Raw genomic sequence first — 12,489 nt, forward strand, 5'->3', positions numbered from 1 at the left:
TCCCCCACGCCCCATGGGGCTCCCACCCCGCCCCCCCCCCACCCCCCCCTCACACCCCCCCCCCCCCCCCCCCCCCCCCCCCCCCCCCCCCGGGGCCCCCCCCCCCCCCCCCCCCCCCCCCCCCCCCCCCCCCCCCCCCCCGGACCGGTCGTACGGTCGTACAGTGGCGTGGGTGCGTTTCGCGCCTGACGACCTTCGAGGGAGGCGCTTGCCGTGAGTGAGGTGCGGTTCGTCCGGATGGGCTTCGGGGCCGAGGCCGTGGACTACCGGATGGCCTGGGACGAGCAGCGCCGGGTGCACGCGGCGCGGTTCGCCGACGAGGTCCCGGACACCGTGCTCCTCCTGGAGCACCCCCCGGTCTACACCGCCGGCCGGCGCACCGAGGACAGCGAGCGCCCCCTGGACGGCACCCCGGTCATCGACGTGGACCGCGGCGGGAAGATCACCTGGCACGGCCCCGGCCAGCTGGTGGGCTACCCGATCCAGAAGCTGCCCCGCCCGGTGGACGTGGTGGCGCACGTCCGGCGCCTGGAGGAGGCGCTGATCCGCACCTGCGCGGAGTTCGGCCTGGAGACCACCCGGGTCGAGGGCCGCAGCGGGGTGTGGGTGCTGGGCGACCCGGTCGAGCGGCGCCCCGCGCTCGGCGGCCTCTCCCTGGACTTCGACCCCCGGCTGAACGACGACGAGTTCGACCCCCGCCTCAACGGCCCGGAGTACGCGCCCTCCAACGCCGGCCAGCGCCGCGAGGACCGCAAGATCGCCGCGATCGGCATCCGCGTGGCCAAGGGCGTCACCATGCACGGCTTCGCGCTCAACGTGAACCCCGACAACCAGTGGTTCGACCGGATCATCCCCTGCGGCATCCGCGACGCGGGCGTCGCCTCGCTGGCGGACGAACTGGGCCGCGACATCACCGTCGAGGAGGTGCTGCCGGTCGTGGAGCGGCACCTGCGGGACGTCCTGGAGAACGCGGAGCCGAAGCCGCGGGAGGTCGAGCGGGCGACCGCCTGACCGACGGGAAGGGAACCCGCCTGTCGGAGGTTGATCCGACGGGGCAGGCCCCATGAACACGGGCGTACCCTGGTGTACGCCGAAGAATCGAAGCTAGGGAGCCGACGTGTCCGCAGTCGCACCCGACGGACGCAAGTTGCTGCGCCTGGAGGTCCGCAACAGCCAGACCCCCATCGAGCGCAAGCCCGAGTGGATCAAGACCCGGGCGAAAATGGGTCCCGAGTACTCCAAGATGCAGAACCTCGTCAAGCGCGAGGGCCTGCACACGGTCTGCCAGGAAGCCGGCTGCCCGAACATCTACGAGTGCTGGGAGGACCGCGAGGCGACCTTCCTCATCGGCGGCGACCAGTGCACCCGGCGCTGCGACTTCTGCCAGATCGACACCGGCAGGCCCGAGGCCCTCGACCGCGACGAGCCGCGCCGCGTGGGCGAGTCCGTGGTCACCATGGACCTGAACTACGCCACCATCACCGGCGTCGCCCGCGACGACCTGGAGGACGGCGGCGCCTGGCTGTACGCCGAGACCGTGCGCCAGATCCACGCGCAGACCGCGGACCGCGAGGAGGGGCGCACCAAGGTCGAGCTGCTCGCCCCGGACTTCAACGCGGTCCCCGAACAGCTCGAGGAGGTCTTCTCCTCGCGCCCCGAGGTCTTCGCGCACAACGTCGAGACGGTCCCGAGGATCTTCAAGCGGATCCGCCCCGGCTTCCGCTACGACCGCTCCCTGAAGGTCATCACCGCCGCCCGGGACTACGGCCTGGTCACCAAGTCGAACCTGATCCTCGGCATGGGCGAGACCCGCGAGGAGGTCGGCGAGGCGCTGCGGCAGCTGCACGACGCCGGCTGCGAGCTGGTCACCATCACCCAGTACCTGCGCCCGTCGGTGCGCCACCACCCCGTCGAGCGCTGGGTGAAGCCGGCCGAGTTCGTGGAGCTGAAGGAGGAGGCCGAGCAGATCGGCTTCTCCGGCGTGATGTCCGGCCCGCTGGTCCGCTCCTCGTACCGCGCCGGCCGGCTGTACCGGATGGCGGTCGAGAAGCGGGGCGCGTACGTGGCCTCCCAGGCCGTCTGACGCGACGTCACCGGTCCCGCCCCCTGCCGGGGGCACGGCGTGTGAAGTCACGCACAAGGAGCTACCCGCCGGTAGTGGCCGAGAGCACGCGGCCCCGACCGTCCTCGCAGGTGAGGGCGACGGTCGGGGCCGCGTCGGCGTTCCGGGTCCGCCCGCGGGGCTTCATGCCTGTTTGACCGGCCGGTCACGCCCTGGTAACACCGATCAGTGACCCTGGAATCACACGACGTACCCGTACCCGGAGCACCGAGGGGGACCTCCGCCATGCAGGCCGCTCCCGTCCGCGCCACCGCCATCCCGTCCCTCACCACCGCGCTGCGCGCCGTCGAGGCGCTCCTCATGAGCGGCGGCCAGCGCACCGCCCGCCGCAACGCCTGGACGTCGGTGCTGGAGGACCGCCGCCGGGCCAGGGACCGGGTCGAGGCGCAGCGCGTCCTCGACCAGACGGCCCCGGCCCCGGTCCCGCCCCTGACCGTCCGCCCCTGACCGCCGGCCCCGCCCCGGGCCGGCGGGCACCGGTCCCGGCGGCCCCGCCCGGCCCTTCCCGCTCCCCTCGGGCACTGCCGTCGTCGGCGCTCCCGGAGGCACGTAGACTTCGTGGCATGGCGAGGAAGGAAACCGCAGCGGACGCTGCGAACCCCGGGCGACTGAAGCAGATCGCCCTGACCTACAAGATGACCCGCAGGGCCGACAAGAAGATCGGTCTTGTGCTCGCGGCTGTCGGAATCGTCACCTTCGGTGTCTTCCTCGCGATCGGCTTCTTGATCGGTCACCCCATCTATCTCGGCATCCTGGGCCTCCTGCTCGCCTTCCTCGCGACGGCGATCGTGTTCGGGCGCCGGGCCGAGCGGGCCGCCTTCGGGCAGATGGAGGGACAGCCGGGCGCCGCCGCGGCCGTGCTCGACAACATCGGCCGGGGCTGGACCACCACCCCCGCGGTGGCCATGAACCGCAACCAGGACGTGGTGCACCGCGCGGTCGGCAAGGCCGGCATCGTCCTGGTCGCCGAGGGCAACCCGAACCGGGTGAAGAGCCTGCTCGCCGCCGAGAAGAAGCGGATGAACCGCATCGTCGCGGACGTCCCGGTGCACGACCTGATCGTGGGCACGGGCGAGGGCCAGGTCGAGCTGAAGAAGCTGCGCACCACCATGCTCAAGCTGCCCCGCGTCCTCAACGGCCCGCAGGTCACCGCGACCAACGACCGGCTGCGCGCCCTGGGCGACCTGATGAGCAACATGCCGCTGCCCAAGGGACCGATGCCCAAGGGGATGAAGCTGCCGAAGGGCGGACCGAGGAGCCGCTGAGGCCCGTGACGGCACACGTCGAGGGGGCGCCCGGATCACTCCGGGCGCCCCCTCGACGTGTCGTGCCGTGGGCGGCGGGCGTCAGATCCGCACCTCGACCGTGCGGGCGAGCCGGTCGTGCAGTCCGCGGCCGTCGCGGTCCCAGATCAGGGCGGGGAGGGCGAGGCAGAGCAGGACCGAGCGCAGCAGGCTCCGGCCCGGGTGGACCCGGCCGGTGTCGAGGGCGACCACGCGCAGGCCGAACAGCCGCTTGCCGGGGGTGGAGCCGACCGTCCCGACGGTGAGGACGCTCATCACGAAAAACACCAGCAGCGCCCAGTTGCCCGTCGACTGGCCGTAGCCGTCGGCGAGGAGACCGTATGCGATCAGCATGCACAGGAACCAGTCCACGGCGAGGGCGCCGAGCCTGCGGCCCGGCCGGGCGATCGAGCCCGGTCCCTCCTCCGGCAGCCCCAGCTGCTCGCCCCGGTAGCCGAACTCGGCACCGGCGTCCTCCATGGCCGCGCGGGGCCCGGACAGCCACGATCCGATTGCTTGCCTGTTGTCCACCCGTCCACGGTACTGCGCCCGGATATGACCGGCGGACGGAGGGGTACCCGGGACTACCGTGGAGAGGTGCCGGTTAACGCGTGTGAAACAAACGGGTCACGCCCGAGAAATGACCCGTCCCTAGGGTCGAGCGCAGCGTGTGCCCCCCGCACTGGCCGCACGAACGATCTACCACCCCGGCGGGACGGTCGGGAGTAGGAGGAGCCGGATGTTCCAGAACGCCGACGAGGCCAAGAAGTTCATCGCGGACGAGGACGTCAAGTTCGTCGACGTCCGCTTCTGCGACCTGCCGGGTGTGATGCAGCACTTCACGGTGCCCGCCGAGGTGTTCGACCCGGCCGAGGAGCTGGCCTTCGACGGCTCCTCGATCCGTGGTTTCCAGGCCATCCACGAGTCCGACATGGCCCTCCTCCCGGACCTGTCGACCGCCCGCGTCGACCCCTTCCGCAGCGACAAGACGCTGAACATCAACTTCTTCATCCACGACCCGATCACGGGCGAGCAGTACTCCCGCGACCCGCGCAACGTGGCCAGGAAGGCCGAGGCCTACCTCGCCTCCTCCGGCATCGCGGACACCGCGTTCTTCGGCCCCGAGGCCGAGTTCTACGTCTTCGACAGCGTGCGCTTCAAGACCTCCGAGAACGAGTCCTTCTACCACATCGACTCCGAGGCGGGCGCCTGGAACACCGGCGCGCTGGAGGACAACCGCGGCTACAAGGTCCGCTACAAGGGCGGCTACTTCCCCGTCCCGCCGGTCGACCACTTCGCCGACCTGCGCGCCGAGATCTCCCTGGAGCTGGAGCGGGTCGGCCTGAAGGTCGAGCGCCTGCACCACGAGGTGGGCACCGCCGGCCAGGCCGAGATCAACTACCGGTTCAACACCCTGCTCGCGGCCGCCGACGACCTGCAGCTCTTCAAGTACATCGTGAAGAACGTCGCCTGGCGCAACGGCAAGACCGCGACCTTCATGCCGAAGCCGATCTTCGGTGACAACGGCTCGGGCATGCACGTCCACCAGTCGCTGTGGACGGGCGGCGAGCCGCTCTTCTACGACGAGCAGGGCTACGCCGGCCTGTCGGACACCGCCCGCTACTACATCGGCGGCATCCTCAAGCACGCCCCGGCGCTGCTGGCCTTCACCAACCCCACGGTGAACTCCTACCACCGCCTGGTACCGGGCTTCGAGGCCCCGGTGAACCTGGTGTACTCGCAGCGCAACCGCTCCGCCGCGATGCGCATCCCGATCACCGGGTCGAACCCGAAGGCCAAGCGCGTGGAGTTCCGCGCCCCGGACGCCTCCGGCAACCCGTACCTGGCCTTCTCGGCCCTGCTCCTGGCCGGCCTGGACGGCATCAAGAACAAGATCGAGCCGGCCGAGCCGATCGACAAGGACCTCTACGAGCTGGCCCCCGAGGAGCACGCGAACGTCGCGCAGGTCCCGACCACGCTGGCCGCCGTGCTCGACCACCTCGAGGCCGACCACGAGTTCCTCCTCCAGGGCGACGTGTTCACGCCGGACCTGATCGAGACGTGGATCGACCTCAAGCGCACGACCGAGATCGCCCCGCTGCAGCTGCGTCCGCACCCGCACGAGTTCGAGCTGTACTTCGACGTGTGACGGACACCGGGCTTCCCGGCCCGGGGCTCCTCCTCCGGGGGCCCGCCGCCCTCCGCCGGGCGGCGGGCCCCCGCCACGTTTCAGGAGCAGGGCGGCCCGTCGGGCGTGCCCTCGGGAAGCAGGGCGCGCTCGGCCTCGGTGTAGTCACGGCCGACGGCCGCGCAGAGGGTGCGGAACTGGGTCCCGGGGTCGAGGGCGAAGGTCTGTCGGACGTGCCCGGTCTCCACGGTCAGGCGGCGGCCGTCGCTCCGTCCCACCAGCCAGGCGTCCCCGGTGACCGGGACGGTGACGGCCGGGTCACCGCTCTTCCGGTCGTGGATCCGGAACCGTCCCGTGTCGTGGACGTGGCTGAGGAGGGCGCCGTCCGAGCCGAAGCCGGCCAGGGTGTCGGTGCTCTCGAGGCGTGCCCCGTCCCCGAGCGGTTTCTCCCCGTCCACGTCCCACACCCGCACCCGTCCGTCGGCGAGCCGGACGGCGAGCCGGTCTCCCCCCGCGTCGAACGCGAGGGTGCGGTCACCGGTCCAGTCCTCCTCCCTCCCCTCGATGCGCGGTCCTCGGAACAGGGCGAGGCGCCGGGGCGCGCGAACGTCCCAGAGCAGGATCTCGCCGGCCCGGGCCCCGTTCACGGTGACCACCGCGACCTGCCCCGGGTGCCCGGGCCGGACGGCGAGCTGTCCCGACCGGAACAGGGCCGGGAGGCCTTCCTGATGGTTGGGTCCCGGGTGCACGGGGAACGGCGGGTGGCGCACGTCCGGGTCCGCCGCGTCGACGCGGACGAGCGTGCCGTCCCGCGTCAGGAAGACGATCTCGCCGCCGGTCAGCGCCGCGGCTGCCTCGAACCTCATGCTCCGGTGACCGTCCCGGGGCAGCGGTACGCCGTCACCCGGACCCGCCACCGGGTACGCCCGGTACGGCCCGCTCTCGTCCCACAGCACGACGTGGCGCGCGTCGGCCGTCCAGACGGGCCGCAGGTCGTCGGCGCGCTCCGGGTCGAGGGGGACGTCGGCGTGCCGCTCGCGGGAGACGCCGAGCATCTCCAGGCGCCCGAGGTCGACCCTGGCCACGTACCGCCCGTCGGGCGACAGGGCGTACCGGCCGCCGGAGCCGGTTCCGGTGAACCGCTTTGGCCCCGTCGGCTCGGCGCGGACGGCCAGCAGGGTGGTGCCGACCGGGACGAGAACGGTGAGCCCTCCGTCCTCTCGGGGTGCCGCGGTGAGACCGCTGTGGTCGTACGAGGCCTTCCCGGCGGTCGGGACCCGGACGCGGTAGGTGCGGCGGGTGTGCGCGTCGACGAGGGTCCGTTCCTCGTAGGCGTGTTCCGCCGGCACCCTGTGGCCGATCTCCCCGTCGTCGGTCTCGTAGCGCAAGGTGGCGTCCTGGGTGGAGCCCTTCCCGGTCCACGGGACCCGGCGTCCCGGGCCGCGGCCGAGCTCCTGGAGGTACGGGGTGTCCCCGGTGAGGAGGAGGGCCTCGCCGCCGGCCCGCAGGCCGGTCCCCTCCGTCGCCTGGAAGACGTGCCGGGAGCGGCCGGTCGTGAGGTCCCTCAGCTCCGCACGCTTGCCGCGCTTCTCCCACCTGACGGTCACGACCGTGTCCGGGTCCGAGGTGAACGCGGCTTCCTGCAGGTTCTGCCCGGCGACGATGTCCACGGGCACCGGCAGGCGGTCGCCGGACCCCGTCTCCCAGGCGTGCAGGGAGGACGGCACGCAGGACGCGTGGCCCTTGGAGCACGCGCCGGAGTTGTCGTTCAGCATGAGGAGCAGCCGCTCCCCGTCGCTGCTGAAGTCCAGGGCCCCGAAGGCCTCGGAGGGCAGCGGCTGCCCGCCCGGCCTCAGCAGGCGCGGCCGGGCACTCCCGTCCGTCCGCCACAGTCGCACCGTCTTCTCCCCGCCGACGGCGGCGGCGTACCGCCCGTCCGGGCTGACGGCCGTCAGCAGTTCGCCCTCCGGGACGTCCGCCAGCTCCCTCGACCGGGGCTTCCCGTCCGGGGCGCCGGTGATCACGGTGAGCCGCGAGCGGTCTCCCCCGTCGGTCGGGCTCGACCGCACCAGCAGGACCCGGCCGTCCGCGCCGGCGGCCGCGCCGGCCACCCGGCCCTTCCACAGCGACGGGTACGCCCCCAGCAGCTGCGGGGCGCGCGCGTACTGGTTCATCAGTGCCTGGCGCGTTCTCCGGGTGTCCTTCGTGCGCCAGGCCGCCAGGGCCAGCTGGAGCGCGGTGGCGGGGTCGTCGGCGGGGCGGTCGTCGGCCCTCTGGGCCAGCAGGCCTGCGGCCTGGGTGCGGAGCTGGTCGCGCACCGCGCGGAGATTCGTGTACGTCGTCCCCGCGAGGACGACCGCGAGGACGGTCAGAGCCGCCAGGGCCGCCACCGCCGCCCGGCGGACGCGGGCGCCGCGGCGGGCGTGGCGCAGGCTCAGGCGGACGTACTCCGCTTCGGCGTCGGTGACGTCGTCGGGGTGGCCGGCGGTGCGGCGGACGGCCTCCGTCAGGTCGGTCCCGGTCAGCAGGCGCGCCGGCCCCCGGTCCTGCGCCTCCCAGCGGTCCAGGTCGGCCCGGAGCTGCTCCTGCCAGCGGCGGAAGTCGCGGGAGTCGGTGAGCCACCGGCGCAGCAGGGGCCAGTGCGCGGTCAGCGCCTCGTGCGCGAGGTCGGCGATCTCGTCCCGCTCGGTGCCGCCGGGCGGGCGGGAGAGGACGACCAGCTTGCCGGGCGTGGCCAGCTTACGGGCGAGGTCGGCGAGGTGAGGGGCGAGGTCGGCGGTGCGGGCGGGGCGGCGGGCGAAGCCGTCGCCGTCGGTGGGGCGGGCCAGCTGGACGAGGAGGCGGGGGGCGAGGGCCCGCTCGGCGGGGGTCAGGGCCTCGACCACCTGGTCGGCGTATCCGACCAGGGCTCCCGCGACGCCGCCGAGCCCGTCGTACGCGGCGTGGGTGAGCGTGCCCCGGGCACGGCGCCGCCACAGCTCGGTGAGCGCGAACTGGACCAGCGGCATCCGCCCGGGCTCCTCCCCCGCGTCCGCGACGATCCGCTCCGGCAGCCCCGGTTCGAACCACAGGCCGGGCAGGGCGTCGACCGGCGCGGTCACCGCCCGCAGCAGGTCGTCGCCGGTGAGCGGGGCCAGGAACTGGACGGCGTCGCTGACGAGGTCGGACGTGGCGGGCGTCAGGAGGGAGTCGAGGGCGTCCGGGCGCGCCGTCGCCACGACCCTCAGGACCGCCTCCCCCTCCCGGCCCGCGAGGGCGACGAGCAGGGCGAACAGGTCCCGCCCTGCGGCGGGGTCGGCACCGGCGTACTCCTCGAACTGGTCGACGAAGAGCACGTGCCCCGGGCCGCCGGCGCGGGCGAGGACGCGGGCGCGCAGTTCGGCGGGCACGTCGGCGCCGGCGTCGGTCAGGCGGGCCAGTTCCTCGGCGGCGGCGAGCCGGGCGACCTCGCCGAGCCCGGGTTCGAGCAGCCCGGTGAGGGCACGGGCCAGGACGGCGGACGGGCGGACGCCCGGCACCGGCCGCAGCGTGGTGGCGCCCGTCCCCCCGGCCCGCAGCCGGGGCAGCACCCCCGCGCCCACCAGGGACGACTTCCCGCATCCGGACGGTCCGGCCACCAGGGTGACCGGACGGCGCCGGACGGCGCCGAGGACGCGGGCGATGTCGTCGTCACGGCCGTGGAAGAACCCGGCGTCGTCGGCGGTGAACGCGGCGAGCCCCCGGAACGGGCAGCGGGGCCGCAGGACCTCCTCGTCGACGAGGTCGGCGGACGGCAGCAGGTACGCGGTGCTCGCGCCCCGGTGCGCGGCGACCGTCATCCCGACGACGCCGTGCTGGACGTCGTCCCAGACCGGCGCGCCGCTGAACCCCTCCGTGATCCGCGGTCCCGGCTCCCGGGTCTCCATCTGCACCCAGCCCTCGCCCTGTCCGGCGCGCAGGGTGCCGGAAACCCAGACGCCCTGGTCGGCGCCGACCGGGTGGCCGAGGGCGCGGAAGGAGTGGCCCCAGACGCCGGTTCCGTCGGCCAGCGGTACGGGCCGGGCGCCGTCGACGGCGGCATCGAGGCGGAGCAGGGCGACGTCCGCGCCGCCGTGCCGCCAGGACACCACTCGCGCCCGTGCCCGCGGGCGGCCCCTCAGCAGCGGGAAGTCCAGCTCGACGGGGGTGCCGGCGTCCGGGGTCCGTCCGGCGGGGTACGGGACACCGAGGGCCCGGGCGACGACGTGCGCGCAGGTGCACACGAGGTCGGCGTCGACGAGGAACCCGGCGCCGGCCACCGCTTCGCCGGCCGTCCGGATCCGCACCTGGGCCGCCGCCACGACCTCGCTGCCGTCGGGACCGGCGCCGGTGCGTCCGCGCCCGTCCTCGTCTCCCCGTACGGCCGCCATGCGCTCCCCCTGTACCGTCCGTCGCCGCCCACCCCGGGGACCGCCCCCGTCCCCGGAAGCATCCCCGGGGCCGCTCCGGCGCACAACTCACTTCACTCCGCGACCGGTTGTCGGCGCGGGGCCCGCGCTTCACAGCAGGGACCGGAGGGGGGATCCTGGTTCCCGACGGAATGTTCGAGAGGGGAAACGGGGATGGCCGAGAAGGACGGCGGGCACGGCGGGGGCGAGTGGGGCGACGCCGAGGGGCGCGAGTTCGACCTGCGGTGGGCCGACGGCGCGGAGCACAAGGAGCCCTCGGCCCGGGCCCGGATGCTCGCCGCGCGCTGGAAGGACAACCCGCCCGGACCGGTCCCGTTCCGCCCCGAACCGGAGCACACCAGGGGGTCCCGGCGGCGCACGGGACCGGCCGGGCGGTCGCCCGGCCGGTCGTCCTGGAGGTCGACGGCCCTGGTGCTGGGCTGCGTGGTGGCGGTGATCCTGTTCCTCGGGTACATCGACTTCCGCCCGTACTGACGGGCGTGCCGGCGGACGCGGCACCCCGGCGGTGACCCACCGGAGCGGTGCCGGGGTGCCGCGTCCGGCTCAGCGGCCGTAGCGCATGAACGCCCGCACCAGGCGGCACGTCGCGGCCGACGGCGGGTGCACGCCGATCAGCTCCGCCGTGCTGCGGATCGTCTCGTCGCGCGCCTGCTCGGGCAGGTAGACGCCGGAGTCGAGCAGGGCGATGGCGAGCCGCATCGCCTTGAGCCGGCGGTTGTGCGCGACGTACCACTCCCGCGGACGGCCCGCGGGCAGCGTCCGCTTCTGCACGGGTGCGCAGGGCGTTTCGAGCAGGACGGGACGCTTCGCGGTGGACTGGGTGGGCAGGGGCTTGGGCCTGAGGGCGGCGGGCACGGGCATCCTCCTGTCGCGTCAGGGCGGTCGCCGGGATCCACGACGACCCCGGCGATTCCCTCGAACACTGCTTCCAGTCTACTGTCCGGCACTGACATCCAGGCAGCCCGCGGAGCCGAGCAAACGCCCAGGTGGGAAAGGGAATTGCCGGAGCTTCACACCTGGTTCGCGAGGGGCGCGTGAGGTGCCCGGAAATTCGAACAGAGCGTGCCGCGGCACGACCCGGGACGGGGCTTCGGAACCCCTCCGGGCGGTACCGTGGGCCGCATGGAGATCTGGATCAACCCGGCCTGTTCGAAGTGCCGCGGCGCCCTCGGCCTGCTCGACGCCGAGGGGGCCGACTACACCGTCCGCCGCTATCTGGAGGACGTGCCGAGCGAGGAGGAGGTCCGCGAGGTGCTGGACCGCCTCGGCCTGGAGCCGTGGGAGATCACCCGGACCCAGGAGGCCGCCGCGAAGGAGCTCGGGCTCGAGGAGTGGGCGCGGGACGCCGGCGCGCGGGACCGCTGGATCGCGGCGCTCGCCGGGCACCCCGAGCTGATCCAGCGCCCGATCATCACCGCGGACGACGGCACGGCGGTCGTGGCCCGCACGCAGGACGCGGTGCGGGACGCCCTGTCCCGCTAGCCGCCCGGCCGCCCGGCCCTCCGTTCCCCCGGCCCTCGGTCGCCCGTTCACCCGGTCGTCCGTCCACCCGGTCACCTCCGTCCTCGTCCCGGTCGGCGGACGAGGCCGGAGGAGACCGGGTGACCCGCGGCAGCTCGACCGCCGTGTGACGCAGGTTACTTCGGCCATTCGATCCCACCGCTGAGCAACCCTGTTCGGCATCTCGTACATAGCGGCGTACGCTCCCTCTACCTCTTCAGGAGGCGCGCATGCCGCGCAGGAGAACCCTCGGCCCCAAGAAGAAGCTCGCCCTGCTGGTGAGCGCCGCGACGGTGGCGGGAGGCGGCGCCTTCGTCATGGCGACCACGTCGAACGCCGCGCAGACGCCCGTCACCAAGTCGGCGGCGGACTCGACCGTCTGCCAGGGCCTCGCCACCGCCCTCGGCAACAACCAGAAGTTCATCGAGGACCAGCGGGCCGCACCCGACGCGCAGTCCGAGGCGCGGATCGCCAACCGCGAGGCGGTCGTCGAGGAGATCAAGCGCAAGCAGGAGGCGTCCGGGTGCGCGGTGGGGGAGTCGGCTCAGGGCTCCCAGGCCGCGCAGCCCGGGCAGTCCGCCCCCGCGCAGCCCGCCCCGGACCGGCAGGCGGGCGGCGGCGACGCCGCGCGGAGCCCCGGCGGCCAGGGCGCGGCGGCCTCCGGTGAACAGGTGTGCAACGGGTCCACCGTCACCCTCTCCGGCGAGGCGGGCGCGCCGGCCGCCTCCAGCAACCAGTTCCCGGCCGGCACGAAGCTGAAGGTCACCAACCTGGACAACGACAAGTCCACGACGGTGGAGGTCACCTCGGTGTCCGGCAGCTGCGTCCTGCTCAACGACGCGGCCTTCGAGCAGGTCAGGGAGCCCGGCAAGTTCCTGATCCGCCGGGCGGTGATCGAAAGGGTGGGGTGACGCTCCGGCCCCGCCCGGGAGGGGGGGGGGGGGGGGGGGGGGGGGGGGGGGGGGGGGGGGGGGCAAGAGAAGTCGCGCGAATGGGGAAGGGGGGGGAGGGGGGGAAGGGGAGAGTGGG

At 73.9% G+C, this 12,489-nt stretch carries 11 protein-coding genes; 8 read left to right on the forward strand and 3 right to left on the reverse strand.

The window, feature by feature from the left end; genetic code table 11:
• The first annotated feature begins 213 nt into the window (after nucleotides 1-213).
• The 4 genes from lipB to ACZ56B_RS05900 all read left to right on the forward strand — a co-directional run bounded on the left by lipB (nucleotide 214) and on the right by ACZ56B_RS05900 (nucleotide 3,387).
• Complete coding sequence (lipB, locus tag ACZ56B_RS05885) at nucleotides 214-1,011, forward strand: lipoyl(octanoyl) transferase LipB (RefSeq protein ID WP_468786665.1); 798 nt, start codon at nucleotides 214-216, stop codon at nucleotides 1,009-1,011.
• 106 nt (nucleotides 1,012-1,117) lie between these two features.
• On the forward strand, nucleotides 1,118-2,083 hold the full coding sequence (gene lipA / locus ACZ56B_RS05890) for a lipoyl synthase (protein WP_468786667.1): 966 nt from the start codon (nucleotides 1,118-1,120) through the stop codon (nucleotides 2,081-2,083).
• Between the two features lie 264 nt (nucleotides 2,084-2,347).
• Entirely contained in the window at nucleotides 2,348-2,569 is a 222-nt protein-coding gene (locus tag ACZ56B_RS05895) for an SCO2195 family GlnR-regulated protein (protein ID WP_468786669.1), read from the forward strand.
• 116 nt (nucleotides 2,570-2,685) lie between these two features.
• Nucleotides 2,686-3,387 carry a DUF4191 domain-containing protein gene (locus tag ACZ56B_RS05900; protein ID WP_468786671.1) on the forward strand — a complete coding sequence of 234 codons (702 nt, stop codon included), beginning with the start codon at nucleotides 2,686-2,688 and terminating at the stop codon, nucleotides 3,385-3,387.
• Between the two features lie 81 nt (nucleotides 3,388-3,468).
• Here the strand turns inward: ACZ56B_RS05900 and ACZ56B_RS05905 are convergent, their stop codons facing one another.
• Entirely contained in the window at nucleotides 3,469-3,936 is a 468-nt protein-coding gene (locus ACZ56B_RS05905) for an RDD family protein (RefSeq protein ID WP_468786673.1), read from the reverse strand.
• Between the two features lie 208 nt (nucleotides 3,937-4,144).
• Between ACZ56B_RS05905 and glnA the strand changes: the two genes are divergently transcribed.
• Nucleotides 4,145-5,554, forward strand: coding sequence for a type I glutamate--ammonia ligase (gene glnA / locus ACZ56B_RS05910; protein ID WP_468786675.1), 1,410 nt, complete (start codon nucleotides 4,145-4,147; stop codon nucleotides 5,552-5,554).
• Nucleotides 5,555-5,634: 80 nt separating this feature from the next.
• Here the strand turns inward: glnA and ACZ56B_RS05915 are convergent, their stop codons facing one another.
• Nucleotides 5,635-9,921 carry an nSTAND1 domain-containing NTPase gene (locus ACZ56B_RS05915; RefSeq protein ID WP_468786677.1) on the reverse strand — a complete coding sequence of 1,429 codons (4,287 nt, stop codon included), beginning with the start codon at nucleotides 9,919-9,921 and terminating at the stop codon, nucleotides 5,635-5,637.
• Between the two features lie 192 nt (nucleotides 9,922-10,113).
• Between ACZ56B_RS05915 and ACZ56B_RS05920 the strand changes: the two genes are divergently transcribed.
• Nucleotides 10,114-10,434 (forward strand): SCO2583/SCO2584 N-terminal domain-containing protein, encoded by a 321-nt coding sequence (locus tag ACZ56B_RS05920; protein WP_468786679.1) that lies wholly within the window; start codon nucleotides 10,114-10,116, stop codon nucleotides 10,432-10,434.
• Between the two features lie 69 nt (nucleotides 10,435-10,503).
• Here the strand turns inward: ACZ56B_RS05920 and ACZ56B_RS05925 are convergent, their stop codons facing one another.
• Nucleotides 10,504-10,821, reverse strand: coding sequence for a hypothetical protein (locus ACZ56B_RS05925; protein ID WP_468786681.1), 318 nt, complete (start codon nucleotides 10,819-10,821; stop codon nucleotides 10,504-10,506).
• Nucleotides 10,822-11,082: 261 nt separating this feature from the next.
• Here ACZ56B_RS05925 and ACZ56B_RS05930 point away from each other — a divergent pair, with 261 nt between their 5' ends.
• Nucleotides 11,083-11,442, forward strand: a complete 360-nt coding sequence (locus ACZ56B_RS05930; protein ID WP_468786683.1) for an ArsC/Spx/MgsR family protein — start codon at nucleotides 11,083-11,085, stop codon at nucleotides 11,440-11,442.
• Nucleotides 11,443-11,690: 248 nt separating this feature from the next.
• Nucleotides 11,691-12,371, forward strand: coding sequence for an RlpA-like double-psi beta-barrel domain-containing protein (locus ACZ56B_RS05935; RefSeq protein WP_468786685.1), 681 nt, complete (start codon nucleotides 11,691-11,693; stop codon nucleotides 12,369-12,371).
• The last annotated feature ends 118 nt before the right edge of the window (nucleotides 12,372-12,489 follow it).

Source organism: Streptomyces sp. NPDC034670 (assembly GCF_055574875.1).